The sequence below is a fragment of the Rhizobium phaseoli genome, from assembly GCF_003985125.1.
Classification (GTDB): Bacteria; Pseudomonadota; Alphaproteobacteria; order Rhizobiales; family Rhizobiaceae; genus Rhizobium; species Rhizobium phaseoli.
Map to the genome: position 1 here is coordinate 363,555 of NZ_ML133569.1, position 25,747 is coordinate 389,301.

At 62.4% G+C, this 25,747-nt stretch carries 26 protein-coding genes and 2 pseudogenes; 9 read left to right on the forward strand and 19 right to left on the reverse strand.

The features are described from left to right. Positions 1 to 83: 83 nt before the first annotated feature. Complete coding sequence (locus tag EFD56_RS11740; protein WP_126905314.1) at positions 84 to 581, forward strand: MarR family winged helix-turn-helix transcriptional regulator; 498 nt, start codon at positions 84 to 86, stop codon at positions 579 to 581. 27 nt (positions 582 to 608) lie between these two features. Next, positions 609 to 905 (forward strand): annotated as a pseudogene (locus EFD56_RS11745) (NUDIX hydrolase); the annotation flags it as partial. A 21-nt stretch (positions 906 to 926) separates the two neighbouring features. Here the strand turns inward: EFD56_RS11745 and EFD56_RS11750 are convergent. From EFD56_RS11750 to EFD56_RS11785, 8 genes are all read right to left on the reverse strand, one after another. Continuing rightward, positions 927 to 1,970: a DUF3095 family protein gene (locus tag EFD56_RS11750; RefSeq protein WP_126905315.1), complete on the reverse strand. Its 1,044-nt coding sequence runs from the start codon at positions 1,968 to 1,970 to the stop codon at positions 927 to 929. A 107-nt stretch (positions 1,971 to 2,077) separates the two neighbouring features. Continuing rightward, positions 2,078 to 2,473: an Ohr family peroxiredoxin gene (locus EFD56_RS11755; protein ID WP_126905316.1), complete on the reverse strand. Its 396-nt coding sequence runs from the start codon at positions 2,471 to 2,473 to the stop codon at positions 2,078 to 2,080. A gap of 162 nt (positions 2,474 to 2,635) precedes the next feature. Beyond that, complete coding sequence (locus EFD56_RS11760; RefSeq protein ID WP_126905317.1) at positions 2,636 to 3,250, reverse strand: hypothetical protein; 615 nt, start codon at positions 3,248 to 3,250, stop codon at positions 2,636 to 2,638. A 65-nt stretch (positions 3,251 to 3,315) separates the two neighbouring features. Continuing rightward, complete coding sequence (locus EFD56_RS11765) at positions 3,316 to 4,452, reverse strand: FAD-dependent oxidoreductase (RefSeq protein WP_126905318.1); 1,137 nt, start codon at positions 4,450 to 4,452, stop codon at positions 3,316 to 3,318. Further along, positions 4,449 to 5,129, reverse strand: a complete 681-nt coding sequence (locus tag EFD56_RS11770; RefSeq protein ID WP_225881596.1) for a TetR/AcrR family transcriptional regulator — start codon at positions 5,127 to 5,129, stop codon at positions 4,449 to 4,451. The genes EFD56_RS11765 and EFD56_RS11770 overlap by 4 nt, the downstream gene beginning before the upstream one ends. 143 nt (positions 5,130 to 5,272) lie before the next feature. Continuing rightward, the gene (locus EFD56_RS11775; protein WP_088685166.1) at positions 5,273 to 5,620 is read right to left on the reverse strand and encodes a CAP-Gly domain-containing protein; all 348 of its coding nucleotides are present in this window, start codon (positions 5,618 to 5,620) and stop codon (positions 5,273 to 5,275) included. 126 nt (positions 5,621 to 5,746) lie between these two features. Beyond that, positions 5,747 to 7,057 (reverse strand): extensin-like domain-containing protein, encoded by a 1,311-nt coding sequence (locus EFD56_RS11780; RefSeq protein WP_126905319.1) that lies wholly within the window; start codon positions 7,055 to 7,057, stop codon positions 5,747 to 5,749. 151 nt (positions 7,058 to 7,208) lie between these two features. Beyond that, positions 7,209 to 9,029: a methyl-accepting chemotaxis protein gene (locus tag EFD56_RS11785; RefSeq protein ID WP_126905320.1), complete on the reverse strand. Its 1,821-nt coding sequence runs from the start codon at positions 9,027 to 9,029 to the stop codon at positions 7,209 to 7,211. 271 nt (positions 9,030 to 9,300) lie between these two features. On the opposite strand from EFD56_RS11785, the gene EFD56_RS11790 reads away from it, so the two are divergent. Both EFD56_RS11790 and EFD56_RS11795 read left to right on the forward strand, forming a co-directional pair. Continuing rightward, positions 9,301 to 9,684, forward strand: coding sequence for an acyl-CoA thioesterase (locus EFD56_RS11790; RefSeq protein WP_004672829.1), 384 nt, complete (start codon positions 9,301 to 9,303; stop codon positions 9,682 to 9,684). 25 nt (positions 9,685 to 9,709) lie between these two features. Then, the gene (locus tag EFD56_RS11795) at positions 9,710 to 10,297 is read left to right on the forward strand and encodes a hypothetical protein (protein WP_126905321.1); all 588 of its coding nucleotides are present in this window, start codon (positions 9,710 to 9,712) and stop codon (positions 10,295 to 10,297) included. Positions 10,298 to 10,643: 346 nt separating this feature from the next. Here EFD56_RS11795 and EFD56_RS11800 read toward each other — a convergent pair whose 3' ends face one another. From EFD56_RS11800 to EFD56_RS11810, 3 genes are all read right to left on the reverse strand, one after another. Next, positions 10,644 to 11,828 (reverse strand): DUF1501 domain-containing protein, encoded by a 1,185-nt coding sequence (locus tag EFD56_RS11800; protein ID WP_126905322.1) that lies wholly within the window; start codon positions 11,826 to 11,828, stop codon positions 10,644 to 10,646. 114 nt (positions 11,829 to 11,942) lie between these two features. Then, positions 11,943 to 13,454, reverse strand: a complete 1,512-nt coding sequence (locus EFD56_RS11805) for a DUF1800 domain-containing protein (protein WP_126905323.1) — start codon at positions 13,452 to 13,454, stop codon at positions 11,943 to 11,945. 122 nt (positions 13,455 to 13,576) lie between these two features. Then, positions 13,577 to 13,924, reverse strand: a complete 348-nt coding sequence (locus tag EFD56_RS11810) for a DMT family protein (RefSeq protein ID WP_004672825.1) — start codon at positions 13,922 to 13,924, stop codon at positions 13,577 to 13,579. Positions 13,925 to 14,135: 211 nt separating this feature from the next. On the opposite strand from EFD56_RS11810, the gene EFD56_RS11815 reads away from it, so the two are divergent. Beyond that, complete coding sequence (locus EFD56_RS11815) at positions 14,136 to 15,050, forward strand: RDD family protein (RefSeq protein ID WP_126905324.1); 915 nt, start codon at positions 14,136 to 14,138, stop codon at positions 15,048 to 15,050. Positions 15,051 to 15,433: 383 nt separating this feature from the next. Here EFD56_RS11815 and EFD56_RS11820 read toward each other — a convergent pair whose 3' ends face one another. Together EFD56_RS11820 and EFD56_RS11825 are read right to left on the reverse strand one after the other, a co-directional pair. Continuing rightward, the gene (locus EFD56_RS11820; RefSeq protein WP_126905325.1) at positions 15,434 to 16,240 is read right to left on the reverse strand and encodes a class I SAM-dependent methyltransferase; all 807 of its coding nucleotides are present in this window, start codon (positions 16,238 to 16,240) and stop codon (positions 15,434 to 15,436) included. A 122-nt stretch (positions 16,241 to 16,362) separates the two neighbouring features. Beyond that, entirely contained in the window at positions 16,363 to 17,244 is an 882-nt protein-coding gene (locus EFD56_RS11825; protein WP_126905326.1) for an NmrA/HSCARG family protein, read from the reverse strand. Between the two features lie 101 nt (positions 17,245 to 17,345). Between EFD56_RS11825 and EFD56_RS11830 the strand changes: the two genes are divergently transcribed. Continuing rightward, complete coding sequence (locus tag EFD56_RS11830; protein WP_126905327.1) at positions 17,346 to 18,260, forward strand: LysR family transcriptional regulator; 915 nt, start codon at positions 17,346 to 17,348, stop codon at positions 18,258 to 18,260. 124 nt (positions 18,261 to 18,384) lie between these two features. On the opposite strand, the gene EFD56_RS11835 is transcribed toward EFD56_RS11830, so the two are convergent. From EFD56_RS11835 to EFD56_RS11850, 4 genes are all read right to left on the reverse strand, one after another. Continuing rightward, on the reverse strand, positions 18,385 to 18,639 hold the full coding sequence (locus EFD56_RS11835) for a hypothetical protein (protein WP_004672820.1): 255 nt from the start codon (positions 18,637 to 18,639) through the stop codon (positions 18,385 to 18,387). A 54-nt stretch (positions 18,640 to 18,693) separates the two neighbouring features. After that, the gene (locus tag EFD56_RS11840; RefSeq protein WP_064827821.1) at positions 18,694 to 19,071 is read right to left on the reverse strand and encodes a response regulator; all 378 of its coding nucleotides are present in this window, start codon (positions 19,069 to 19,071) and stop codon (positions 18,694 to 18,696) included. A gap of 177 nt (positions 19,072 to 19,248) precedes the next feature. Continuing rightward, positions 19,249 to 19,614: a DUF4087 domain-containing protein gene (locus EFD56_RS11845; protein ID WP_012484214.1), complete on the reverse strand. Its 366-nt coding sequence runs from the start codon at positions 19,612 to 19,614 to the stop codon at positions 19,249 to 19,251. 112 nt (positions 19,615 to 19,726) lie between these two features. Beyond that, a complete protein-coding gene (locus tag EFD56_RS11850; RefSeq protein ID WP_126905328.1) occupies positions 19,727 to 20,515 on the reverse strand; it encodes a DUF899 domain-containing protein in 789 nt (262 codons plus the stop codon). A gap of 274 nt (positions 20,516 to 20,789) precedes the next feature. Between EFD56_RS11850 and EFD56_RS11855 the strand changes: the two genes are divergently transcribed. Together EFD56_RS11855 and EFD56_RS11860 are read left to right on the forward strand one after the other, a co-directional pair. Further along, positions 20,790 to 21,560 carry an adenylate/guanylate cyclase domain-containing protein gene (locus EFD56_RS11855; protein WP_126905329.1) on the forward strand — a complete coding sequence of 257 codons (771 nt, stop codon included), beginning with the start codon at positions 20,790 to 20,792 and terminating at the stop codon, positions 21,558 to 21,560. A gap of 161 nt (positions 21,561 to 21,721) precedes the next feature. Further along, on the forward strand, positions 21,722 to 22,174 hold the full coding sequence (locus EFD56_RS11860; RefSeq protein WP_081279398.1) for a DUF805 domain-containing protein: 453 nt from the start codon (positions 21,722 to 21,724) through the stop codon (positions 22,172 to 22,174). A 311-nt stretch (positions 22,175 to 22,485) separates the two neighbouring features. On the opposite strand, the gene EFD56_RS11865 is transcribed toward EFD56_RS11860, so the two are convergent. Together EFD56_RS11865 and EFD56_RS33135 are read right to left on the reverse strand one after the other, a co-directional pair. Beyond that, entirely contained in the window at positions 22,486 to 22,875 is a 390-nt protein-coding gene (locus EFD56_RS11865; protein WP_126905330.1) for a hypothetical protein, read from the reverse strand. Between the two features lie 261 nt (positions 22,876 to 23,136). Beyond that, a pseudogene (locus EFD56_RS33135) lies at positions 23,137 to 23,313 on the reverse strand (DUF982 domain-containing protein); the annotation flags it as partial. A 529-nt stretch (positions 23,314 to 23,842) separates the two neighbouring features. Between EFD56_RS33135 and EFD56_RS11875 the strand changes: the two are divergent. Beyond that, positions 23,843 to 25,588 (forward strand): rhomboid family intramembrane serine protease, encoded by a 1,746-nt coding sequence (locus EFD56_RS11875; RefSeq protein WP_126905332.1) that lies wholly within the window; start codon positions 23,843 to 23,845, stop codon positions 25,586 to 25,588. Positions 25,589 to 25,747 lie beyond the last annotated feature (159 nt).

Below are 25,747 nucleotides of genomic sequence, written 5' to 3' on the forward strand. Positions count from 1 at the left end.
GTGTTTGAAATGCCATCGGCACTATTGCGATTTAATCGGATGCGATATATAGGTCCTATTCAAACGCCGGACAGGATTGAGCCATGGCCACGTCTAAAACCGCAGAAAAGCCGGATACGGCTGCCCCCGCCTCCAAGAAGGCCGGCAGCAGGAAGCTTTCGAACTTCCTCTGCTTTGCGGTCTATTCTGCCAATCTCGCCTTTGGCCGCGCCTATAAGCCGATCCTCGACGCGCTCGGCCTGACCTATACCCAGTATATCGCCATGGTGGCCCTCTCCGAGGAGGACGACCAGACGGTCAGCATGCTAGGAGAAAAACTGTTCCTGGAATCCAACACCCTGACGCCCATTCTCAAGAAGCTGGAGTCGGTCGGCTTTATCACCCGCCATCGCGATCCCGCCGACGAGCGGCAGGTGCGTGTCAGCCTGACGCCAGCGGGGCGCGATCTTCTCGAAACCGATCCCGGCTCCGCCCTGATCGACGCCATCGGCCTCGGCGACGATTTCCCCGTCGTGCAGAAATCGGTGACGCGGCTGCGCGACAATCTGCTACGGGCGCAGGCGGAGCCGCAAAAATCATGATCGCGGCACATGTCTGCATCTGGTGACATGCCCGAGATTTCAATCGGCGGATTGATTGAGAATGGAGCCGTTCTTCTCGCCAGGCGAAGTTCGAAGCGCAGGACGCACCCGGATCGGTGGAGCCTGCCAGGTGGTCACGTCGAAGACGGCGAAGATGCCGAGACGGCAATGCGCCGGGAATTGCTAGAAGAAATCGGCGTGACGCCACAGCACTGGCTGTTTGCCGGAGAGTTCGTTTCGGAAAGCCCGCCCGGGGCATCCGCCACGTTCCATGTCTATCGCGTCGAGCAATGGCAGGACTCTCCGCGCCTTGTTGGCGATGACGGAAAAGAAGTGGCGCACCCCCTACAGAGCGCGCTTCCGAACCTCCACAAGTGCGCCCTCCTCCATCATCTCGGCCGCCTTGGCATAACCGCCACCCATTCCGTCGAGGAAATGCAGGTGCGAATCCGGCTGGCCCGACGGCACGAGGCAGGTCATCAGCGCATGCGACTGGCGGTGCAGACCGAAATCGATCTCGCCGCGCGCCCGTGCCGCAATGAGGATGGCTTCGACGCGGTCGATCTGGTCCGGCGCACAGTCGAGCGTCAGGCGCAGGCCATCGTCGAACTTGCGGAAATCCGAATTGGAGGCGACCTCCGACCAGCGTTTTGCGCTGACCTGCTTCATCTGACCTCTCGCCATAGCCGTTCCTCCGGAAAGCGGATGGGACCGGCGCGGGGCGGCATCGAAAACCGCAAGCACGCGCTTCGCCAGTGCTGCAAAGACCTCCGGGCGCGTCTGGTCGCGCGGCTCGACCAACAAAGACAGGATCTCGCCGCGCTGGCTCGGAAACGGCGCCCAGTCGCAGCTCAAGCCTGTCAGGTCAGGCCGCATCGCATAACGGCCGGGCTTCACCAGAAAGCGGCCGTTCTTGATCTGCTGCTCCGCCCATTTGAGCCCGCCCCCGGCAAACATCGCGTAAGTCGCACTCTCGGAAGCGGCATAGCGCGCAATCTTGACATCACGCCCGTTGGCGCGGATTTCGCCGACGGTGACGAGCCCGACACGCAGGTCGAGATGAAGCTCGGCTTTGGCGAAGCCCGCGACGTCACGCAAGGCCGATGTCGCGACCATGATGCCGTTCGCCGGCAAGGCGAAGGCTGCGCCGTCGCCACGAAACACGAAGGGAAAATCGAACGAACCCCAGGCATTGCCGAGGGCGGCGATGATCGATGCGCCGGCATAATTGACGTCTTCATAGCGCCCCGATCGGATCGCCGCGGTCGAGCTGACGACGTCGGTGATGCCGATCAGCCAATCGTCAGGCAGCGGCTCGTAGGCATCGGGATCAAGCACCAGCGAAAATTCGTCATAGGCCCGGTGCGGCCAGGCGTGACTATTGATCATGGCAGGTCCTCCGGATCGGCAGGTTTGGCTGTCGGCTCAGAAACGGGTCTGCCGCCAATCGGCAGACCCCCGCTTGAAGATGACGGCGCGAGGCCGGCTTCTCCCGTTCAGATAAGCTTGGTTTCGACGTCGATATTGCCGTGGACCGCCTTGGAATAGGGGCAGATGCCGTGGGCCGCCTCGATCAACTCTTCCGCGACGTCGCGCTCGATGCCGGCCAGGCTGACGTTCAGGCGGGCGCGCAGGAAGAAGGAGCCGTTATCGACATTGAGGGAGATTTCGGCATCGACCTCGGGGCTGGCGGGCAGCGCGACCTTGCGTTGTTGGGCGGCAAGCTCGATGGCGCCGATATAACAGGCCGACCAGGCCGCGCCGAAGAGGTTTTCGGCGGCCGGATGCGGCTGCGGCAGCTTGATGTCGAGCGTGCCGTCGCTGCTGCGTGCATAGCCGTTGCTGCCGCCGGCGATATGCGTCTTGCCGGTGAAAAGAAGCTTCTCGGTCATTGTGGTATCCTTTCGCGTTGGTAATTTATAGCGTATCCGATTAGATCGGATGCGCTTTAATATGCCCTGCGAAAGCCAATGTCAACACTGTTCCGATTTAATCGGATGCGATTCATTTAAACCATAGTCGTAAGAGCCGGTCGCCGGCAGGTGGGCGGTCTGTTAGGAGCGCGGCCGGCCGCCGTCGAACAGGGTGGCGAGCCACTGGTAATATCGCGGCTGGTTCTTCCGGAGTTCGTTGCGCGAATGTGGCGGGCGTTCGATATCGCCAAAGAGATAGACGCTCGCCGTGACCGCGAAGAATTCGTGACTATTGCTCATCATGTAGGAATCGGTCGGCCAGAGTTCTCGGCCATTGTCGAAGAACTCTCTGATGTCGGGGTTGTCGAAGCCGCCGGGGAGCATGCGGTCGTTATAGGCATGCAGAAGCTCGTGCAGGATGATCGGCTTGTCTGGATCGAGGCTTTTGACGCGCAGGTCGATACCGGTCTTGTGGCTGTAATGGCCGGGCCCGAAACCAGCAGCGGCGGGATTGGCCCAGATCCGGATCGTCCGCATGAAGGCAAGGATATCTGGATTCAGATCGACATGCTCGACGATGTCGAGCTGCCGCTTGACCGCCGCCACCATCTCCTTGTCGGATTCCGCGCCTCTGGCATTGGTGAGATCGACCTGCCATCCGTGATAGCTGAAAATCAGCGGATCGGCCGCCCTTGCTGCCGGAAGACCGATGACGATGGCGGCGCACAGCGCCAGAAATGTCGAAATCGTCCGCACCGGCCCCTCCTCGGCGTGTCATGGCGCCGACTGTCGCACAGGCCGGACGGCGGCACAATCGCGTGTCAGCCGTCGCTGATCGGCACCGCCGGCTCCGGCCGCATGCCGAGGAAGAACTCGACGACCGGGCCCGGCGTGCGATCGTTGAAGCACATCTCCAGACCCGCGGCCGATTCCGCCGCAGCGCTTTCGCTGCGGGGAAACATGGCGGCTTCATACGAGGCGAGCGCCACCTCGATATCGTCGTGAGCGAGGATCGCCTGCGCCAGGTCCGCGCCGTCGCGCATGGCGAGATTGGCGCCCTCGCCGGCGAAGGGCGACATCAGATGCGCGGCATCGCCGATCAGGGTGACACCGGCCCTGCGACCCCAGCGATGGCCGACGGGCAAGGCAAAGAGCGGCCTCGCAATCAAGGGCGCCTCACTCCCGGCGATGAGATCGACGAGCGATCGATCCCAGTCGCCGAACCGCGCCAGCACGTCTTCGAGCACGCCCCCGGCCTTCGACATGACTTCGGCCGACCACTCGGCCGGCGCCTCGAAGGCAGCGTAGCTGCAGATTTTATCGTCCGGCTCGCGGTGGGCCAGAATGCCCTTGCGTTCGGAAAGCGCCATCATCGTCCCTGCCCCGACGATCTCGGCCTGTTCCGGAGACCGGGCAGAGACCGCCGTCAAACGCACTTCCGCAAAGGACAGGCCGGTATAGACGGGCTCGCTATCGGTCAACAGCGGCCGCACTTTCGACCAAGCGCCGTCGGCGCCGATCAGCACGTCCGTGCGGACCGAGAGCCCATTCGCAAAGCTGACGATATAGGCGCCGTCCGCCGCGGCAGCGACCGCGGTGGCGCGATGCCCCCACCGGATGATCCCTTCGGGCAGCGATGCGATCAGCATCGTCCGCAATTGGCCGCGCTCGACTTCGGGACGCAGATCGTTGCCGGCCTCCGCGAGATGCACCCTGCCCGCCTTGTCGAGCACGCGAAACGCGTCGCCTTCCTCCAGGACGATCTTGCGAAACTGTTCGTAGAGGCCGGCCGCCTCGAGCGCCATCTGGCCGGTCTCCACATGCATATCGAGCATGCCGCCCTGATGCCGCGCGGAGGGGGAAGCGTCGCTTTCGAAGATACGCACATCCATTCCGTGGATATGCAGGATGCGGGCGAGCACAAGGCCGCCGAGACCGGCGCCGAGAATGGTGATCATGCTTTCGTCTCCGCACGCCGTGTCGCCAGAATGCCGTTGATCAGCACATCGAATCCCCAATCCAGCCGGTCGCCGCCGCCTGAAAGCAGATCGCCGCTGAGCCGCGTGATATTCGGCAGCGCCTCGGCCTCGGCCGCTTCGATCGCCGCCGTCAGCGAGGAGAACTCCGATGGCGAGCGCGACGATGCCTTCCAGGCTGCCTTTTCGGCGGCTTGCGCCGTGGCGTAGAGCAGCAGCAGATCGACCGCCCATGCCGCCTTGGCATCCGGCACGCCACCTTCGTTCAGGAGCGCCAAAATCGTCTCGACAAGTGCGAGGTAGTTCGCTCCGCTCGGCATGGTCGACATTGCCATCCGCGCCAGTTCCGGATGCTCGAAAAGCACCGACATATAGCTGCGAAGCGTGCCCTTCAGCCGGCCGCGCCAGTCTGCTGACGAAGAAGGCACGGCAACGCCCGCGAGCAGCGCATCGAGGATCTCGGCGTGAAGATCCCAGGTGTCGCTGATGTAAACGTAAAGCGACGCAGGCCCGGTATCGAGCACGGCGGCCACACGCCGCATCGTAACCTTCGCCAGTCCTTCCTGATGGAACAGGCGCAACGCTGCTTCAACGATCCCCTCGCGGCTCAAAGCCGGCTTGCTCGGCCTCTCGCGCCGGCTCGTGGGCTGTCGCGCCATAGACTTCAACTCCATTAACGAACATGTTCGTAACAAACATGTTCGCTAAAGGATGTCAACCCGCAGGGCCGGAGATCGTCGTTCGAAACCTGACGGATTTCGGCTGTGGGCCGCTGTCGGCCGCTGCAGCGCCGGAGCGTCGCTCAGACCTTCTCTTTTTTCTTGGTCTTTTCTTTTGGCTCGACCGGCGCATCGGGCGTCGGGGCCAAAAGCTTGCGCAGCGATGCGATCTTGTCCTTCACCAGCGGCCGGAAGCGCGTCGCACGATAGGGCATGTCGGCGGCGCCGTAGCCTTCCGGCCCGTCGTCATTGCCGCGATGGATTTCCGCGAGCTTCACCCCGATGAACGTGCCGTCGACATAATGGGTATATTCGCCCACCCAACGGATCGTATAGATCTCGCCCTTGCGGATCAGCTGGTCGATGCTGACATGCTTGAAGGTGTCGTTGATGCAGACCACCTTCTGGCCGACATGAAATTCATAGCTCATGGATCAAACTCTCAAACGGCAATCCGCCTCGCCGATCTATAGCGCGCCCGGCGACGAGGATGAACCCTTTTCTGCCGGCGGACCTCATGCGGCGTGACTGCGCTTCTACTGCACCGTGCGACACGCTCAGTCGCAATAGACCTTGCCGCTCTTGCGCGAGCGCAGATCGAAGTGGAAGTGGTTCCAATGTTCCGGGTTGCTGCCCGGCCCGAGCACCGTGTTGAAATAGCGGCAGCTATCGGTGCGCACCGCCTTCAGGAGCCGGCCCTCGCGCAGCGAGAACAGACCCTTCTTGCGCACGTCGATCTCGTGGCCGTTCTTCAGCACGAATTTGCCAACGTCGATGGCGTTGCCGCGGGCATGCTCCGACATCGGATTATATCGCTGCCGGCTGTTGTTCATGCGCCGGCAGGAATAGCCGCCGAGCGGCTGGATCGTCCTGATGCCGCTCCAGTAGCGGTAGCGGGCCGACGGCGCCAGCTCGTTTTTCACCCATTTGGCGAAGGCGAGCGTCACCTGGCAGTTCAGCGTCACGGCCGGCTGCACGCCGATATTGCCGGAAAGTCCCTTCAGGGATACCGGATAAGGCACCTGGCAGGCCGGCCCTTGCGAGATCGGCGGCTTCTCGTCGAAGATCACGCCCATGCGCTTCAGTTCGCGCCGGCAGGCGAGCTCGGAAGCCGGCATGACGCTCGGGTCGACGGGTGCGGCCGGCTCGCTCATCATCGGGTTATTCGGCCGCAGCATCGCCACTTCTTCGCTCTCGTCCTCTTCGGGAACGCGGGATGGTGCCGTGACCGGGCTGCCGTCGCTCCAAGTGGGCGCACGGCTCATCTGTGACTGCGCTGCCGGCTGCGGCATTGCCTGCGGTGCGGGCTGGCGCATCGGTTGGTTGAGCTGCAGCGGATTGTCTGTGCCGATGCCGTCGACGACTGGCTCGGTGGCATTGCCCTCAGCGATTTGCTGTTGTTGCTCCTGCGCCAGCCCGACGACCGGCTCTGCTCCGAGCTCATCATCCATGTTGACGCCGCCGGAAGGGATCGCAAGGTTTTGCGTGCCACCCCAGTTGCCGTTCGGCTGACCGGCCGCCATCGCCTCGTCGCTGTCGATCATCGGCAGTTTTCGCCCCTGCGCCCCCGGCCCTCGCGCCGGATGGCCGGCACCGGCAAGGTTCGGCGTGTTGAGATAATCGACCGAACCTTGCGTGTTGCCGACCGGGGCGCTGGAAACCGGATAGGACGCCTGGCTTTCCACCGGCGCCATGCGCACAGCCGGCGCCATGCGCGCAGCACCCCGGGACGGCGATATCGAACTGACCCTGGTGCCGTTGTCGACATTGGCCGGCGGCACCAGCCCGTCGCTGATCGAGCATGTCGTCAGGGCCGCTGAGAGCAGCACGGGCAGGAAGGCTCGCCGAGGAAAGGAAACAAACGCCATACTCTTATCGCTTCCGTGGGCCGGCCGCAGAGTGACCGAAAAAACTCGGTCCAATTTTAATTAAAAACGGTGAATGAAAACTTACCGACGCAATCTGGACGCGACGGAAATGAAGAAGGCGGCTTTCGCCGCCTTCATTTTGCTGCGCAACTCACGCTGCCCGTGTGTACCGGGCTTCGCCCCGCTGCTCGCCTCCACGCAAGCGGAAATTCGCAAGCAGCGTCTTCAACTGAGTGCTTTCGTCGGCGAGCGTGCGGCTTGCCGCCGTCGTCTCTTCGACCATCGCCGCGTTCTGCTGTGTCATCTGGTCCATGTGGTTGACGGAGCTGTTGATCTCGTTGAGCCCGGTCGACTGCTCGCGCGCCGCCGTCGCGATCGAGGCGACATGATCGTTGACCTGATTAACCAAGGCTTCGATTTCCAGGAGCGCATCGCCCGTCGAGCGCACCAGCGCCACCCCGCCCTCGACCTCGGTCGCCGACCGGCTGATCAGTTCCTTGATCTCCTTGGCGGCGTTGGCCGAGCGCTGCGCAAGCTCGCGCACTTCCTGGGCAACGACAGCAAAGCCGCGGCCGGCCTCGCCCGCCCGCGCCGCCTCGACGCCGGCGTTGAGCGCCAGAAGGTTCGTCTGGAAGGCGATCTCGTCGATGACCGAGATGATCTGGTTGATGCGGCTCGAGGATTCCTCGATCCGGCCCATCGCCGTCACCGCATTGCGGACGATCTCGCCGGAGCGTCCGGCACTCGCCTTGGTCTCGGCCACCATCTCGCGTGCCTCGTTCGCCCGCTCCGATGCCGTCTTGACCGTCGCAGTGATCTCGTCGAGGGCTGCGGCCGTCTCTTCGAGTGCCGCCGCCTGCTGCTCCGTCCGTTTCGACAGGTTGCCGGTCGCTTCACTGATGTCGGAGGCGCTGTCGTTGACCACGCGGCTCGATTCGGCAATCGCCTGGATGACGCCGTTCAGCGCATCGACCGCCGCGTTGAAATCATTCCTGAGCTTGGCGTAATCCTCGCCGATATCGCCGATCGCCACCGTGAGGTCGCCGCCCGCAAGCTTCTCAAGGCCGGCGCCGAGCGCCTGCATGGCGCGGGTCTGCCGCTCCGAAGCCGAACGCAGGCTCGCCTCGTTGCCGCGGCGTTCGTCCTCGATCTGCCGCTGCCTTTCGTCTTCACGCCCGCGCAACGCGCTGCGCTCGTCGACGGAATCGCGCAGCACCAGCAGCGCCTTGGCCATCTGGCCGATCTCGTCGCGGCGATCGCTGCCGGCGATCTCCACCGATGCCTCTTCGGCGGCGATCGCGTTCATTGCCGTCTTCAGCCGGGCGATCGGCGCCGTAACGCTGCGGACGATGGCATAGGCAATGGCAACTGTGGCGGCCGCGCCGAGCAGGCAGAGCACTGCCGCCCAGATAGCATTCTGGCGATAGAGCGCGGCGAGGTCATCAGCGTAAACGCCCGTGCCGACGATCCAGCCCCAGGGCTCGAAACCGGCGACATAGGAATATTTCAGAACCGGCTCATCAGCGCCCGGCTTCGGCCAGTAATAATCGACGAAACCCTTGCCGTCCTTCTTCACCTTGTTGACGAATTCGACGAACAGGAACTTGCCGGTCGGATCCTTCATCTGCGAGATGTCGGTACCGTTCAGCGCCGGCTTGATCGGATGCATCACCATGACAGGATGCATGTCGTTGATCCAGAAATAGCCGTCGGCGCCGTAGCGCATCGCGCCGATCACGTCCTTGGCAGCCGCCTGCGCCTGCTCGCGGGTCAGAGTGCCCGCCTGCTCCATCTTGTAATATTTGTCGAAAATACCGATCGCCGTCGCCTCCATCTTCTCCAGTCCCGCCTTCCGCTCCGCTTGCAGCTCGGAATAGGAATAGTTCAGAAAAAAGACCATCGTCGCGGCCAGCACGGCAAGCGTGAAGCCGACGAGACAATAAAGGCGGGTGGAAATCTTGACGTTGCGCATGAGGTTCCCGGCGATTCTTGGATATGAGATTGATCCATTGTGAAGCACCGGAATTACTGGAGCGTAAAGCTTAATTAGAAAAAGATTAAATAACGTAAGGGGATGCATTGGTTGCATAATTCAACCGCCTGAAATTGATAAAGATTTATATCCGCGCCGACCGCAACATGTGCCGCACCGGGGTGCCGGCGCCGGAAAGGGATTGGTCTGTACACGGAGTTCGCCTAACCTCGGCTGCAGAATCGAAACACACAGCCTGAAGGAACCCTCGATGACCGAAGCCAAGCCGAGAGGCGAACTGACGCTGCGCACGCTCGCCATGCCGGGTGATGCCAATCCGGCCGGCGATATTTTCGGTGGCTGGGTCATGGCGCAGATGGACCTTGCATCGGGCATCCGCGCCGCCGAGCGCGCCAGAGGCCGCGTCGTCACCGCCGCCGTCAAGGAGATGGCCTTCGAACTGCCGGTCAAGATCGGCGACACGCTATCGGTCTATACCGATATCGAGCGCGTCGGGCGCACCTCGATCACGCTCATCGTCGAAGCCTGGGCGCATCGCGCCCGTTATGCCAAGATGGAAAAGGTCACCGCCGCCACCTTCATCATGGTGGCGCTCGACGAAGAGGGCAAACCGAAGGCGGTCCCCGAGGAGTGACAAGCTTCGGGGCGGGGGAGCAACAATGGAAACGGTCAGCTCGCCGGAAGTCTTCCTTCACATCAAGGTGGTGATGGGCATGGTCATCAGCCTTTCCCTTGCGCGGCTGCTCACCGGTGTTGCCGGCATTGTCCAGCATCCCGCCAAGGCGAAGGTCTATGGCGTGCATCTCGGTTGGGCGCTGTCGCTATTCCTGTTCATCATCCATATCTGGTGGTGGGAGTATCGCCTGCAGGCCGTGCCCGCCATCGGCTTCGGCATCTATCTCTTTCTCGTCTGTTTCTGCAGCCTGTTCTTCCTGCTCTGCGCACTGCTCTTCCCGGCAAGCCTCGACGAATACGGCGGCTACGAGGAATATTTCATCTCGAGACGCAAATGGTTCTTCGCCGTCCTCGGCCTGATCTATGCCGTCGACATCCTCGACACGGCGATCAAGGGACCGGAACGCATCCTCGCCCTCGGCTGGGAATATCCCGCCCGCAACATCGTCTACATCCTGCTGTGCGCCCTCGCCGCCTGGACCCCCAGCCGCCGCTTCCACGCCATCTTCGTCCTCGCCAACCTGGCCTACCAGGTGAGCTTCATCTTCCGGCTTTATGATGTGCTGGGGTGAGAGCGATCCGGCGCAGCCCGAGCAATCGATCCAGTGAATCGATTGCAGCGACGAACGCCCTGAGCCTAAGCGAAGGGCCGGGCAGCGGCCTGCTCCACAAACCTGCGTCTCAAGCCCGCGACCTCTCTCCAGCCTCATCCTGAGGCGCCCCGCAGGGGCCTCGAAGGACGGGGCTGGCCACCCGTTTCGCCAAATGCCAAGGCTGGCATGGCGCCAAGCCACCCGCCCCCGTGGTTCGAGACGGCCCTTCGGGCCTCCTCACCATGAGGGCTGGTCGGTGTGCCGTGCCGCCCCGCCTCTCCTCACAGTGCCTGTCACTCAGAAGAGGAGGAAAATCGCCGCCCACTCACACCTTCAAAAACTGCGACCCCTTATCGAACCCCAGCCCCGGAAAGATCTTCCCCGTCAGATCACCCACGCCGACATCGAACTGCCGGTAGAGCATTGCCGCCGCCACCTCGCGCACGTCGGCCGTCGGCATCAGGTCGCGGTCGTCGAGCAGCTGGCCGTCACTCAGCCCGGGCCACTTGCCGAGGATGCGGCCGCCGTTGATGGCGCCGCCGGCAAGCAGGGCGCAGCCGCCGGTGCCGTGGTCGGTGCCGGCCGATCCGTTCTGGCGGACGGTGCGGCCAAATTCGGTCATCGCCAGCACCACCGTCTTTGCCCAGATCTCCGGCCCGAGCGTCGCCTTCAGCGTATTGATCGCCTGCGCCAGATCCTGAGCCGGCCGCTTGAACTGGCCGGCCTGGCCGATATGCGTGTCCCAGCCGGTGATTGAGAAGCTGGCAATGCGGTAATCGCCCTTCAGCATGTTGGCGGCGAGTGCTGCCACATCGGCGGTCTTTTCGCCGCGCTGGCCGTCCGGTTCGGCCATCATCGAGGCGGTATCGGCCCGCGTCGCCTCGGCAAGTGCAGCGGCAAACGGCGGATCGCCGGCATAAAGCCGCGCCAGGAACTGCATCTCGTCACGCGCCGGCGCCAGATTGGAATCCGAGGCCCAGACATCGACCTCGTTCGGCCCGGAGAGGATCAGTTCCGTCGAGGTGTTGACGTCGATCGCCTTGCGCGCATCCGAGCGCGGGATGACGGCCAGCGCCCGGTTCAGCCAGCCGGTCCTTTCCTCGGCGACATGTTCGCCGCCGGATTCCAGCATGTCCTGCCCGTCGAAATGGCTGCGCTGGTCACGATAGGGCGTGGAGACGGCGTGCACGAAGGCAAGCTCCCGGCTCTTCCACAGCGGCATCAGATCCGCCGCGGCGGGGTGAAGCCCGAAATGCCCATCAAGATCGAGAAGCCCGGTCTCGGGCGTCAAAGCCAGCGTCGTCCGGAGCGCGGCAAAGCCGGCATCGCCATAGGGCTGCACCAGATCCAGCCCGTCCATCGCGCCGCGCAGCACGATGGTGACGAAGCGGTTATCACCCGGCATCGCCGCGAAGGTAACGGGTGTGAAGACGGGCGCGGCGGCAAGACAGCAGGCCGATGTCAGAAAGCCGCGGCGGGAAAGCGAAATCCTGTTCATCGACAGCGTCATGGGCAGGGCCTCCTGAGCAGGTTCCGGAACAGTGTCCAGAGCTTTCCGGTCAGAACCTGCGATAAAACAAATGAGCTAAGCAGACGAAGCGTAGGCTTGCCAACGAAAGTCTGCTTAGCGGCGGTTGAATTCGGGCGAAGCCAGCACCAGGGTCAGCCCGCTGATCTTGTTCGGCGCCTGCGACACCACGCGGATCGTCTCATCGCGGGCCGCATCGGCAAGTGTCGATTTCAGGAATTCGCGCGGGTCTTCGTCGCGGCCGAACTGCGCTGCGGCCCGCCTTGCCCAGGCCAGCCGCTCGGCGAGCTGGCTGCCGGTGATCCAGGCGGAAAAGCCTTCCTCGAAGCCGGTCGGGCTCGGCGGCAGCCAGATCGGCTGGCCCATGCGCTTCAGCGCCCCCTGCCCCAGCGCCTGCGCCGTCCGGAAGGCCTTGAGACGCTTGTCCCTGGCCTCGCCGGCGGGATCCGACGGCACCGGCGATCCGGCCATCCCAGGCGTATTCGCCGCCATGTCGCCGTTATCGGTGCCCTGCTGATTGGCGGTCAGGAAGCTGCCGACGATGCCATTGACCGGCCCGGCATTCAGCGCCCTGAGACCGGCAACGACATAATCGAAGGGCTGGCGCGCCTTGGCGCCTTCATTGTGCCAGGCGGCGGGATGGTCGAGCATGGCGGTATAGACGGCGGTGAGATCGCCATCCGTCTTCTTCCAGGCTGCGACCATGTCGGAAACCATGCCCTCGTCGGGCTGATCGGAAACGAAGTGAATGGCGAGCTTGCGGCTGACATGCGCGGCCGTCTTCGGATGGAGGGCGAGGTCATCGAGCATGTCGAGATAATCGTCACGCGAGCGTTTGCGCCCGCCATAGCTGACGCCGAGCACCTCATGCGCGCCGGGCTCGGAAATATTCGGCCGGAAAGCGATGTCCATCTCCTTGCGGTCGATGGTGAGCCCCGTCAGCACCTTGGCGGCAGCGGTGACGTCCGCCTGGGTATAGCCGCTGCCGGCGCCGAGCGTGTGCAGTTCCAGAAGTTCGCGGCCGAGATTTTCGTTCAGTCCCTTGTTGCGCTTCATGCCGCCGGGCGAATCCGGCCCGAGCGAATCCGCCTGGTCGAGATAGATCAGCATGGCCGGATGCGCTGTGGCGCTGCGCAGCAGGTCGCCGAACCTGCCGGATATGAACGGCCGGATCGCCTCGGCCTCGTAGAGCGGCACGATGAGACGCATCGGCAGGCTTTTGTTGGCGCTGGTGGAGAAATGATCGGTCCAGAAGGTCGAAAGCCGCTCGTAGAAGCCGTAGGGCGACAGCACCGCCTGCATCAGCCGCAGGTTCGCGTCGTGCTGGAATTGCTGCTGCGCCTGGCGCTGCACGCCCTTGCGCATCTCGCGCCGCGCCGGATCGTCTTCCGTCTGCTTCGCCTCCTCGCGGATCTGCTTCAACTGCTCCTGCAGGCTGAGGATTGCGCGGTGACGCATGTCGGGGCCGCCAAGCGGAAAATCCGGCGTGGCCGCGGCCCCTAGGGATAGCTGGCCGATCAGCTCATCCTTGCTTTGCGGCGGCGCCTCGCCCGGCCGGAATCCATAACCGAACCGGATCGCCGCCATCGTCGGAAAAGAGAGGCTCATGGCCGGTCAGCTCCTGATCAATGAAGAGTGATAGGCTGCCAGCCGATTGCGACGGCAATCTGTAGGAAATGCGGCGATATCGAGACATGGACAATTTGTAATCTATTGAAAAAAACTACAATTTAGGCCCGGAAGATGAAGGATGCTCCGATTGCGATGAGCGCGAAGCCGATGGCGTGGTTCCAGGTCAGGTTCTCGCCGAGCCAGAAGATCGAAAAGCCGGAAAACACGATCAGCGTGATCACCTCCTGCATCGTCTTCAGCTGCGCCGTCGTATAGACCGCTGAGCCGATACGGTTGGCCGGCACCGCGAGACAATATTCGAAGAAAGCGATGCCCCAACTGACGACGATGGCCAGGAAAATGGCGCTGCTCTTGTGCTTGAGATGCCCGTACCAGGCGAAGGTCATGAAGAAGTTGGAGGCAAACAACATGACGACGGGCCAGACGGCGGCAGGAGAAAATAGCATGGAGAAACTCGGAAGCTGTGAGGGAAAACCGATCCGGCGGGGAGACGCCGGCGGCCCCTAACTACCACGCCGCCGCTTGACGGCAAGCCCCGCAAGCCATGACCGATCGTCTCACGCAGCTTGCGATGCGGATCGTCGCAAATCGCAGGACGGCTCGCCACCCGGCCACGCGAGCTGGATTAGATTGCATAGACAACGTAAGGACGGCGACATGGACACTAGACAGCAAATGCCGCGAATCGACATTTTGCCTGCCCGTCATTTCTGGCGGCGCTTCGCCGCCTTTGCTGTCGACCACATCGTCTTTCAGTTAATCATCCTCGCAACAGTCCATTACGTGTCGAAGGTCTATCCTCTGGACTTCCGTTTGCCCGGCTGGACCACCACAGAATGTAGCGGCTTGTTGCCCGATCAGCTTGCGAAGCAAATTGAAGCAGGCTGGCCGGAATCCACCAGCGACATCTGCGAGGTTCGGCAATTCGGCGGGGCAAAGCAGAGATACCTGCGAACCGGCACGCTCAGCGAAGACGAGCTGTGGCTTTCGGGGAAGGAGTTGTCCATTCCCGTGGACGCAGACAACAATCCCGTGACCAAGCCAATGCCAGCATATTCCAGCCTGGTAGGAGGCGTAGCCAACACAGTCCTGATCGCTCTGGCGTTCGCTGTCTTTTCCACCAATGGCCGCCGCACCTTCGGAAAGGCGCTCGTATTTTTGAGGGTTCAAACCGCCGAGCAAGAAAATCTCGATTTCGGCACGGCGTTCAAGCGCGAGATTCTGAAATTCAGCCCCAATCTTCTCTCCAGCGTTGTGCTTTTCGCACTCTCGCTGCTTCCCGCCTACCCGACCGAAGATTTCAACACGCTACTTGGAATGCTCCGCGGCGAATACGCACCCTCTGACGATAGCATCAGCAAATCTTACCTCGTCTGGGCACTGGCAGTGACGGCATGGTGGATTTGGCCGTTCATCGTCTGGGAAGGACAGACCTTTTACGATCGAATCTGCGCCTGCAAAGTCGTGACGACCCTAAAGGCCGACCGTCCCAATGAGGCACGGATCAAGCAAAACAGGCCGCGGATTTACCGCAGGCTGGCGCCTATTCGCCGTCGCAGGCGCCGGAATTGACGGTTGTCGGTGCTCGTGATTTGGTTCAGGGCACAGAGGCTCCTCATACTGAGATGCGCAGCCCGGCAGCGGCCAAACCTCGAAGCGCGTGCCACAACATCGCTTCTCGCGTCCCTTCGCCGCCATTGCACCCGCCTCGTCCTTCGAGGCCCCCGCGGGGCACCTCAGGATGAGGCTCCGAGGCGCTCGGCGCGGCATCCTCCAACGCCCCCTCATGCTGAGGTGCGTAGCCCATAGGCGGAGCGTCGAAGCACGCCACAACGCTGCTTCTTGCATCCACCCGACACCGTTTCGGCTTTGAGGCTCTTACGGAGCACCTCAGGATAAGGCCTTGGGCCGCCATCTCGCATGCTCGCGATCTCACAGTCGTTAAACGGCTACACCTAGTCAGTCGCCACCCTGCCCCGACATGCCCACGCCACCGATGCGAACGATCGTGGCCCATCCGGCTCCCCGGCCTCATAAGCCGCCCTCAATGCTACATCGACCGCCTCCCGCTTGCCGGCCTCCAGCCCGGCCACATACTTGCCGAGCGGTCCCTCGCCGGCAGCGATCGGCTGCCAATAGTCGTCGAAGGAAAGATAATCCATCCGGATCACAAGAGACGTCTCCTCCACCTCGGCAAGACCCTGGGCTATGAAGCTTTCTCTCATTTCGCCCGGCCGCATCATCGGCTGGAAGCAATATTTGCGGCGTAGTGGCAGCGCGTTCTCGTCGAGCATGACCACCGTGTCCCACATCATCCGCATGCCCGACATGCCGCCATAATGATCCCAGACGGCGGCCGCGACCACGCCGCCGGGGCGCACCACGCGGGCCATCTCGGATACCGCCTTGCCCGCCTCGGGCACGAAATGCAGCACCAGCAGGGACATCGCCCTGTCGAAGCGGTTATCCTCGAACGGCAGCGCGCAGGCATCGGCTTGGCGAATGGTAATGCGCGGATCGGTATTGCGCCGCATTGCCGCCTCGACGAAAACCGGCGAATAATCAATGGCGGTGATTTCCTGCAGGCCTGGCTTTTCCGCCAGCGTAAAGGTCAGGCTGCCGGTGCCGCAGCCGACATCGAGCACACGTTCGCCATCCGCGACACCCGCAAAATCGATCAGCATCGGCGCCAGCCTTTTGCTCCAGCGCCCCATCAGCCTTTCATAACCATCCGCACTTTCGACATTGAAACTCGACGGCATCGAAGCCTCCCCGTTCAAGGACGATGATCTGTCGCCGCAGAGCCGAGCGATCCGTCGCCTTGCGCGAGGCGGGTCCGGCTCTCCGTCGTCCCCGGTTCAGGCCGGGGACGACGGAGAGTGTATCAGGCGGATGCCCTGCCGAGAACGCTCCAGTCGAAGCCGCGCGCCCAATCGGCATAGCTGTGCCAGCCGACATCAGGGAAATCGTGGCGCAGGGCAGCGATGTCGACGTCGTAACCGGTGCGGTCGAACCATTCGAACATCAGCGCTGCGTCCTCGCTTTGCTGCCGCATCGCGGCGATCGGCAGTTCCTGGTAGCGTATTGGGCGGTCGAGCGCCTCGGACAGGATTTTCACCTGCTGCTCGCCAGACAATTCGTCGCCGGCAATATCGAAACGCTTGCCGAACACCTGTTCGCGCCGCTCGGCCAGGGCTGCGACGAAAGCGCCGATGTCCTCGATGGTGATCTGCTGCAGCGGGCGGGTCGGCGGCAGGGCCGCCGCATAGACGCCCTGGCGCAGCCCGTCGATCGCCCAGGGCGCCACCGTGTTTTCCATGAAGGCGACGGGCGCACTGATCGTATAGGGGATGCCGAGGCCTGCGATGTGCTTCTCGACGAGATACTTGCTGTCGAAATGCGGAATGCCGGTCTTCTTGTCGGCATTGCCGACGGAGGAATAGATCAGGTGACCGACGCCTGCGGCCTTCGCCGCATCGGCAACGAGGATGCCTTGGCGCGTTTCCGCTTCCGTTCCCGCCTCATAGCTGTTGCCCATCAGGAACATCGTATCGACGCCCGCAGCCGCCCTCGCCACGGAAGCGCCATCGTTTAGATCGCCGGCGACGACCTCGACCCCAGCCGCGGCCAGCCGCTTTGCGCTATCGCTATCCGGCTTGCGCGAGATCGCCTTGACGCGGTGTCCCCGCGCGGTCAGGGCGCGAATGACCGCGCCGCCCTGCTGGCCGGTGGCGCCGGTGACCAGAACGCTTCTAATGTTGCTCATCTGTCTGCTCCTTGTTTGTGACTGATGGAGCAAAGTTACGGCCTGTTGCATTGAACCATAATGGCCTATAATTGGAAAACATCGTACCACGACAGGCTACAATGCTCGACCTCAACGATATCATGATCTTTGCCCGCGTCATCGAGGCCGGCAGCTTCACCGCCGCGGCGCGCCTGCTCGGCATGCCGAAGACAACAGTCAGCCGACGCATTGCCGCTCTCGAGCGCGAACTCGGCGTGCGCCTGCTGCAGCGCACGACCCGCAGCCTCAGCCCGACCGATGCCGGCCGCCTCTATTACGAGGAAAGCAGCCAAGCGCTCCGCACGATCGAAGGCGCCAACCTGCGTCTTGCGGAGGTAAGGGCGGAGCCCGCCGGCACGATCCGCATATCGGCGCCGGTCGGCTTCGGCGGCCACTTCCTGCAGGACGCGATCTTCGACCTTCTGGCGACCTACCCGAAGTCGAGGGTGGAGTTGCGGCTGACCGACGACAGGCTGAATCTCGTCGAAAACGGCATAGACCTCGCCTTCCGCACCGGCATTCTGGAGGATTCGACGCTGATCGCCCGCAAGCTCGGCTCTACCCATCGCTTGCTCTGCGCGAGCCCCGACTATCTTGCCCGCCGCGGCGCGCCCGACCGCCCGGCAGATCTCGTCCGCCACGACTGCGTTGTCGCCGGCCAATCCACCCATGCGCAATGGCTGCTTGAAGGCCCGCACGGGCAGGAAACGGTCTCGGTCTCGGGGCGCTTCGCCGCCAACGAAATGCAGGCAGTCATGGCCGCAGCGATCGCCGGTTACGGCATCGCCCGACTGCCCCATGGGGTCGCCAATGCCTACATCAGGGATGGGCGGCTGTGCCGCGTTCTCGACGGCTACACGACCCCGGTCGGCGGCCTGCACGTCGTCTATCCGAGCAGCCGGCACCTGCCGCCTCTGGTCAAGACCTTTATCGAACTCGCCGCCAGACGGTTGAACGCGGGAGCCGACGGCAGCGACGACTTCGCCATCATATAGCGGTAGCCCCGTTACGCTTCCTTCAGCACCACCTTGCCTCAAGGTGGCGCTGGCTTCATTGAGGCCCGCGACTTTCACGGCGATGCCCGCGCGACCTTCGGAATATGCGTAGGGACGCCGCAAATTACTGCCAAAGAAAATCCGGTCCCGTGCTCTGGGACGTCAGCTTGAGCGTGCCATCCGGCTGGACGACATAGGTCTCGAACACGCGGTAGTCGAACTGGCCAAGAAAAGTGTTCTTGACCACCGTTCCAGGCCGATAGGGGGAATGGACGACCTTGCCGCCATAGGTAAGGCTGCCGGGAAGAGGCTCGGGACCGCCAGTCGCGCTGGCGCAAGCCGTCAGCGCGAAGAAAATGGCAATGACCGCATGTTTCATCCGGCAATCTCCCGCATGCATTGGCAGCCGGACACCTCGCTCGACGCCTGCGCGTCACATTATAGCATTGCTGCCATCGAAGTCCCTGCGCAAAGCCTGCGCCCGCGACAGCGCGCCGGCAATCCTGTCATCGGTGAAAGGCTTGGGAATGACGTCGAGCGCGCCTTCGATGCCGTTCCCGACACTCTCCGGACTGCCGGTGACGAAGATGACGTCGACGCCGTAGCGGTCGATCAGCCGGCGGGCGAGCTGGGCGCCGCTGAGGCCGTCCGCGAGATTGAGATCGACGAGGGCGACGTCGCTTCTCGGGGCGTGGGCGAGAGCCTGTTCTATCGTCGAAACCGGCCCTAAGGTCTGGTGCCCGGCATCCTGCGCGATGCGCTCGAGTTCCAGGGCGATGAAACCCTCATCTTCAACGATCATCACTTTCATGGATCATCTCCTCCCGTGGCAAGCGCGCCGGCGGACACAGCCCCGGCCATTTGCCTAACGCAACTCCCGCTCGAAAGTTTCCGTCCGGAGAGACATGTCTATCGAAGATGGTAACCAATTCCGCAACACCATCGCCGGCTGCCGCTCGATGCTCCGCGGCATGCCATCCAGCGACCGTCACGGATCCTTGTCGAGGAACCATCCGAGGGCGGGATCGCTGCGGCATCGGGAAAGCGGCAATTGCCGCACGGAACGAATGCGGCTGATGCCCCCCTCGCCATCCGTGTCGACATCCATGCAGGCACAGGCATAGCCATGGACGGCGTGGGTATAGACATATTCGCCGGTCGTCAGATCGGGAATACGATCCACTCCCTCAGCCTTGTAGCCGCTGCCGCTTTCCATGATGATCCAGCCGCCGCTGGCGTCATGGAGAGACCAGGTCGCCGTCGCCGGATTATCCAGCCAGCCGCAGCGTTTTTCCGCCTGCGCCGCGGCGGGTACGAGAAGCATCATCAAAACAAGCGCATGCAACCTGGCCATCGGCTCCTCCGCGTCGCCGCCACTATGCATGGCCTGCGGCCGGCAAGGCAACCGCCTTGTCGGCTCGTTTTTCACGACGAAGATTTACGGCGATTGTCGTGGCAGATTGCTCTCAGGGCTTCTCATTGGCGCTCTCGGCCCGGAACGCCGCCTCGCCGGCGTCGGACACCTCGACCCATTTCTTGTCGGGCGCCGCATCCGGAACATAGCTGTCGTGCCAGTTCCACCATTTGTAAGTCGGCGTCTGCGGATAGCCGTCGGGCGATTCCTCCCAGACCTCCTGCCGGCCGAGCGGCGTGATGTCGAGATAGTTCCAGGTGCCGCCCATTTGCTCGTCGCCGCGGTTGTTGATGAAATAGGTGCGGAAGATGCGCTCGCCGTCGCGGTAGAACACGTTAGTGCCGTGCCACTCGTCGACCCCGAAATCCTTGTCGAAACTGTCGGTGATCGTCACCCACGGCATCGTCCAGCCCATTCGCGCTTTCAGCCGCGCAATATCGGCTTGCGGTGCGCGCGAGGCGAAGACCAGCGTCGTGTCGCGGGCGTTCAGATGGGCGACATGGGCGACCTGATCGGCGACCATCGAGCAGCCGCGACAGGCGTGGTCGGGCCAGCCGAATACGCCCGGCTCGTAGAAGGCGCGGTAGACGATGAGCTGGTGCCGTCCCTCGAACAGGTCGAACAGGCTCACCTTGGCGTCAGGCCCTTCAAAAACATAATGCTTCTCGACGGCCATCCACGGCATGCGCCGACGTTCGGCGGCCAGCGCATCACGGGCACGGGTTTGCGCCTTTTCTTTCACCAGCAGCTGCTTGCGGGCCGCCTCCCACGCATCCGCCGACACCACCGCAGGTTTCTGCATGGGCTGTCCGCCTGTTCCATTCTCGGCTGTTGCAGTCATCGCTCAATCTCCTCATTGGGGCGAATTTCCGCGACTCTTCGTCGAACCGCGGTTTTTCGCGCATTGGCCGGACATAGTTTCGCAGCCGAATTCGAACAGTGGGAGTAACAAGTGTGACCGCATTTCCACCGCCACCCGCTGTAGCAACACCCCGGCGGGAATTCGGGCAGAGATTCGGGCACGACGAAGCAGACTCCGCGCCAAATGGATGAGTTGCCAAAAGCCGCGGACTGACGGAAGCTTGATGCCGGCCATTGTGGACGGATTGCGTGAGATGACGACAGAATCCACTTCCAGGGAGCCGGCCAGCCACGGCAGCGCAAGGATCTGCCGCGGCTGCTGGGACCAGATGCACATGCCGATCCCCATCGGCGGTCCGCTCGCCCTGCCCTTCCGCGCCTTCGGCATCACCCGCAGCAAGATGAACCCCGATATCTGCACGATCTGCGAGCGCTCTTTTCAGTACGTCAAGAAGCAGCGCCAGATCACCGTCGACGCCACCATCCTGTTTGCCGATATCAGGGGATTCACGGACCTGTCGGAGCGCATCGAGGCGGTGCAACTGAGCGAGATCGTCAGCCTGTTCCAGGATCGCTGCGCCCAGGCGATCTGGGCGCATGACGGCATCGTCAACAAGCAGATGGGCGATGGCCTGATGGCGATCTTCAATTTCCCGATCGTGAGAAAAGATCACGCCGCCGCCGCGATCCGGGCCGCACAGGAGATCCAGCGAAACTGCGCCGCGGCGCTGAACGGCCTGGCGCTCGAGGCCCTGCCCGGCCGCACCCTCGGCGTCGGCGTCGGCATCCATTCCGGCGAGGTGCAGATCGGCGAATTCTCAAGCTTCCGCAGCGATTTCACCGCAATCGGCGGCGTCGTCAATCAGGCTGCCAGGCTGGAGTCCCGGGCCGCCGCCGGCGAGATCCTGGTCTCGGCGGAAACGGCGGCGAAGGCTCCCGACCTGGCGGCAGGTGCCGAATCCCGCGTGCTTGCGCTGAAGGGCATCGAACAGCCGGTGCGGGCGAGCGTGCTGATCAAGCGGTGATCGACTGCCAGTTCCTTGGCCTTTTCGAAGCATCATCCACCCTCAATGAGGGCCGCAATTTCTCACGCTGCGATTGCCGAACGCAACGGGCTGCAAGCCGATTAATCCTCCCGAAACGAACGTTGCTTATCGTTAGGCCGTTTAAATCATCGGGGTATCTTATGGGTAGTTTTTCTCTGTTTCACTGGTTGATCATCATGGTCCCGCTAAGTGTGGGGTTGATCCTCGCCTTCAGGAAACCGGCGGCCGGGCCGAACCGTTTCGGGGAGCTGCCGCAGACAATGGGTTTCGGCCAGGCGATCAGCAGCTTTTTCAGGAAATATGTGGACTTCACCGGCAGAGCGAGCCGATCGGAATTCTGGTTTTCGACGCTCTTCGTCGTTCTCGTCAGCTTCGCTTTGTACCTTATCGAGCCAACCGGAGCATTGGGCGGAATTTGGTCGCTGGCGGTGTTCCTCCCGTCAATCGCCATGGCCACCCGCCGACTTCACGATATCAACCGCAGCGGCTGGTTCCAGTTGGTTGCGCTGTTGGTTCCCATCGGAACGATTTTCGTCATCGCCTGGTATTGCAGAGCGCCGGCTGCGGCGGATTCGAGAGCGTCCGCTTTCTGAGACGTGATCATGAGCATATGTTTCCGCATGGTGGCGACCGTGGTGACCTTCCGCGGTTCTCAGGCTGCGCGGCACCTGATCGTCTGCTCGAGGCGATGACGCTGTGGGAGCGAGGATGGTCCGCCCGGGTTGAGTGCTTTGCCTTTGCTGTGCGGGCACTGCTCGGCATCATTGCAGCTATGGCGGATGCAGCCGTGCCGCATGGCTGCATCCGCGGTCGTTTCTAAAATCCAGGCATAGCCTCGCCCTAAAACAGCCCTTGTTCCGATTGAACCGATGGGCGGCGCTTCCGAAGTCCCTCGTCTCTTTCGTCAGGTCTTCATGCCGTTCATCTCAGGAAACGGGTAGTAACGCAGCCGCTTGTCGTGGCAGCGATCGTCATTCACCGTTGCGCCCAGCACTTTGCCCTCTGTGAATGAGACGCCGAGATAGGCCCAGTCTCCCCAACCGCGCTTCGGCACGATCCGTACACAATACGCATAAATCTGTTTTTCGGGGTCGAGCAGAACCACGCTGGAAATGCGCGCCCAGACGACTTCTCCTGCCTCGTGTCTATAAGTTCTCTTGAACACAATATTGATGAAGTTCTGCCGAACTTCATTCGAGGGCGGGCGCTGCGAATCTGCAACGGATTGCGAGACCGGAGCGTTGCAGCCGGCAAGCGCCAGCAGGGCAGCACCAATAAAAATTTTCAATTTCATTCAGTAATATCTCCCAGGAATCAAAAGCGTCTACACGCTGCAATTCCCACAAACACAGCGCGAACAATATTTGCAATACATCAAAGAAACTTTGTCGAGTGGCGGAATGCCGCCAGGCATAACCTTCGCATGCAGACGGCACATCGGCTCGCTTCACAGCAAAGACGAGATGCCGCCGCCGTCTTCTTCATCATTGATCGGAACGCCGGCTTCCAGCGCCGCGAGGATGAAAGCCTGCCGCACGGTCTCGGCCGGCATGCGGCCCGCAAGCCAGGCCCGGCAGAAATCGATCGCCCTCTGCTGATGGACGCCGCCGTTGACCGGCCAGTCGGAGACCAGCGCATAAAGCGCATCCTGCGGTGAGCGGAGAACCAGCCGTTCGCCGGTATCAAGATCGATCGAAATCGGTTTCTTCCAGAAGGCGGAATGGTCGTTAATGGCAGTGGCACCTGCAGCTGAATTGACAGGAAACTAACGGCGAAGGGCCGTTTCCAGTTCCGGTCCGACACGGGACCGTGAACGGCAGGTCTCTCGGCGGGCGTTCTTTGGCAAGAGCGACTTACGAATGCCTGACCGGCTAGCTTTCATGCGATGGATGCAGGAGCGCGCCAGCAGCGCCCAAGAGAGCCTCATCCCGAGGCGCGGAAGCCAAGGGCTGGAGCCGCGAAGGACGAGGCGGGTGCACCGGCGTTCGATAATGCAAGGAGCAGCGCTGCGGAGGATCCTTCGAGGCTTCGCCCTGCGGGCCGCGCGCCTCAGGATGAGGAGCGTTGGTGGAGGCTTCGCCGGCGGATCGACGGGCTGTGACGGCCGCGCCTGCCTCTGTTGAGAAGCTCCAAGCTCGGCTTGCAAAATTCTATTGCAAGTAGATAGTCTCGCCTGGGGAATCTTCTTGTGACACGGGAATCAGTCGCCTGCGATCTCCAGCAAGCGTGGTGCCATTATTGCTTTTCAGTGAGAATTTCGAATGAAGCCGGAAGAATTGCGCAGCACTGAATATTTTTACGATAAGGGCAAATTGCTGCGGTTCGTCCTGATCATGCTTGCCGTCGGGGCGGCCTGTATCTGGATAGGTTATAACCCACCGGAGCACAGGGACCCCCGCGTGGTCTGGCTCTTCGGATTGCTGGGCGCTGGACTCTTCGGTCTGCTCGCATTGCTGCTCTTGAGCAAGCTCCTCTCCAGAGGCCCCGGCCTGGTGATATCGACGGCTGGTATCCGGCTTCCTGCCTTTCCCGACCAGATCGTGCCATGGTCGGCCATCCGCCGCTTCGAGAGGATCTGGAGTAAGCGATCGGATTTTATTGTCCTTCACCTTCATCCTGCTGCCGGCAAGACTTTGATCAGGCGGGGGGTTGCGCCGATTCTGCCGGAATGGCTCGTCGGCTCACCCCTCAAGGTCAGTATTCCCTTGCACATCCTGCATGGCCAGCCGAGCTCCATCTTCGACCAGTTCTCGCGGCTGGCAGCCGACGCGAAGGAAGTGGAGCGGCTGGAAGGTCAGGACGACAGCCAGCCTGCACCTGGAGACGAAGACGAGCTCCAGGCGCCGGCGCCGGTTCTCAATCAAGCCCGTTATCCCATCTTCACTTACGCTCTTCTTGCCGTTCTCATCGCCGTCTATGCCGGCGAACTCGCCTTTGGCGTCGAGCCGGCAGAAGCCGGCTCCCCTACCATTCGTACTCTGTGGCTGCTCGGCGGCACGCTTCGCCAAAACATCGTCGGCAACGGCGAATGGTGGCGGCTGTTCACCGCGCCGTTCATGCACGGTGGCATCATCCACCTCGCGCTCAATTGCGTTGCTCTCTGGGTCGCGGGGCGTCTGTTCGAGCGGCTGATCGGCTGGCGCTGGTTTGCAGCAATCTTCTTCGTCAGCGCCCTTGGCGGGTCGATCGCCTCCGTCTGGCTCAATGATGCCGGCACGGTGGGCGTCGGCGCCTCCGGCGGTATCGTCGGGCTTTTCGCGGCCGTAATCGCCGCGAGCTTCCGCTTCCGGTCGACGCCGATCGCATCTATGCTGCAGGCTGGCGCGGCCCAGATACTGGTCCCCTCGCTGCTGCCGATCTTCTCTTCGGCAAGAGACGGTCAGACCATCGACTATGCAGGCCATTTCGGCGGCGCCCTGACGGGCGCGGCGCTGTCGCTTCTGCTGTTGACCTTCTGGCCGCGGGAGCGACCAACGCCGCGTTACGACAGGGTGGCGATCGCCTTCAGCGCCGTGTTCGTGATCATTGCAACGGGAGCGCTCTGGCCGATCATCAATGCGCGTCAACTCTATCTCAACGATCCGATGGCCAGCTATTTCGGCGGCAGGTACCAGCAGTTGATCGCAGCACTTGACACAGAGGCAAATCAGAACGGACCCACGGCGCCCTATGCCCGCATCTGGCGCTATTTCGCGCAAATGAGAGTCGGTGATCCGAAGGCCCTAGACGAACTCAGGGCAGCGGCGGACAAAACCGATCAGGCGGCATGGCCCTACCCCGTCTATCGACTTTTTCTCGGCGAATTGAAGCCGGAGGATCTGGCGCTGAAGGCGGCCGACAGCAACCAGATCTGCGAGGCGATCTTCTACAGCGGCGAATGGTACCTGTTTTCAGGCGCCACCGAGGAGGCGCGCCGGCGGTTCCAGGCCGCCTTGCTGTCCTGCCCGGCAACCTTCATCGAGCACGAGGCCGCGGGATACGAACTGGCCAAGCTCGACGCGAAATGATCACACGCCGCCGGCGCCCCACCTCAAGAGAGCCTCATCCTTGTACGTTGCCGCTGCTGTATAATGCGGCTGTGCGACGGAGATGCGTGTCATCCCGGGGTTTTGAACTCGTGCCTCAGCAAGCATCTCCGTCGCCATGTCTTCGCTCGAACGGTTGAT

Bases quoted from the DNA above. Each gene is read 5' to 3' on its own strand.
- EFD56_RS11740 (WP_126905314.1), top strand. From the start codon at position 84: ATGGCCACGTCTAAAACCGCAGAAAAGCCGGATACGGCTGCCCCCGCC.
- EFD56_RS11750 (WP_126905315.1), bottom strand. From the start codon at position 1,970: ATGATCAATAGTCACGCCTGGCCGCACCGGGCCTATGACGAATTTTCG.
- EFD56_RS11755 (WP_126905316.1), bottom strand. From the start codon at position 2,473: ATGACCGAGAAGCTTCTTTTCACCGGCAAGACGCATATCGCCGGCGGC.
- EFD56_RS11765 (WP_126905318.1), bottom strand. From the start codon at position 4,452: ATGATCACCATTCTCGGCGCCGGTCTCGGCGGCCTTGTGCTCGCCCGC.
- EFD56_RS11770 (WP_225881596.1), bottom strand. From the start codon at position 5,129: ATGGCGCGACAGCCCACGAGCCGGCGCGAGAGGCCGAGCAAGCCGGCT.
- EFD56_RS11775 (WP_088685166.1), bottom strand. From the start codon at position 5,620: ATGAGCTATGAATTTCATGTCGGCCAGAAGGTGGTCTGCATCAACGAC.
- EFD56_RS11780 (WP_126905319.1), bottom strand. From the start codon at position 7,057: ATGGCGTTTGTTTCCTTTCCTCGGCGAGCCTTCCTGCCCGTGCTGCTC.
- EFD56_RS11785 (WP_126905320.1), bottom strand. From the start codon at position 9,029: ATGCGCAACGTCAAGATTTCCACCCGCCTTTATTGTCTCGTCGGCTTC.
- EFD56_RS11790 (WP_004672829.1), top strand. From the start codon at position 9,301: ATGACCGAAGCCAAGCCGAGAGGCGAACTGACGCTGCGCACGCTCGCC.
- EFD56_RS11795 (WP_126905321.1), top strand. From the start codon at position 9,710: ATGGAAACGGTCAGCTCGCCGGAAGTCTTCCTTCACATCAAGGTGGTG.
- EFD56_RS11800 (WP_126905322.1), bottom strand. From the start codon at position 11,828: ATGACGCTGTCGATGAACAGGATTTCGCTTTCCCGCCGCGGCTTTCTG.
- EFD56_RS11805 (WP_126905323.1), bottom strand. From the start codon at position 13,454: ATGAGCCTCTCTTTTCCGACGATGGCGGCGATCCGGTTCGGTTATGGA.
- EFD56_RS11810 (WP_004672825.1), bottom strand. From the start codon at position 13,924: ATGCTATTTTCTCCTGCCGCCGTCTGGCCCGTCGTCATGTTGTTTGCC.
- EFD56_RS11815 (WP_126905324.1), top strand. From the start codon at position 14,136: ATGGACACTAGACAGCAAATGCCGCGAATCGACATTTTGCCTGCCCGT.
- EFD56_RS11820 (WP_126905325.1), bottom strand. From the start codon at position 16,240: ATGCCGTCGAGTTTCAATGTCGAAAGTGCGGATGGTTATGAAAGGCTG.
- EFD56_RS11825 (WP_126905326.1), bottom strand. From the start codon at position 17,244: ATGAGCAACATTAGAAGCGTTCTGGTCACCGGCGCCACCGGCCAGCAG.
- EFD56_RS11830 (WP_126905327.1), top strand. From the start codon at position 17,346: ATGCTCGACCTCAACGATATCATGATCTTTGCCCGCGTCATCGAGGCC.
- EFD56_RS11835 (WP_004672820.1), bottom strand. From the start codon at position 18,639: ATGAAACATGCGGTCATTGCCATTTTCTTCGCGCTGACGGCTTGCGCC.
- EFD56_RS11840 (WP_064827821.1), bottom strand. From the start codon at position 19,071: ATGAAAGTGATGATCGTTGAAGATGAGGGTTTCATCGCCCTGGAACTC.
- EFD56_RS11845 (WP_012484214.1), bottom strand. From the start codon at position 19,614: ATGGCCAGGTTGCATGCGCTTGTTTTGATGATGCTTCTCGTACCCGCC.
- EFD56_RS11850 (WP_126905328.1), bottom strand. From the start codon at position 20,515: ATGACTGCAACAGCCGAGAATGGAACAGGCGGACAGCCCATGCAGAAA.
- EFD56_RS11855 (WP_126905329.1), top strand. From the start codon at position 20,790: ATGACGACAGAATCCACTTCCAGGGAGCCGGCCAGCCACGGCAGCGCA.
- EFD56_RS11860 (WP_081279398.1), top strand. From the start codon at position 21,722: ATGGGTAGTTTTTCTCTGTTTCACTGGTTGATCATCATGGTCCCGCTA.
- EFD56_RS11865 (WP_126905330.1), bottom strand. From the start codon at position 22,875: ATGAAATTGAAAATTTTTATTGGTGCTGCCCTGCTGGCGCTTGCCGGC.
- EFD56_RS11875 (WP_126905332.1), top strand. From the start codon at position 23,843: ATGAAGCCGGAAGAATTGCGCAGCACTGAATATTTTTACGATAAGGGC.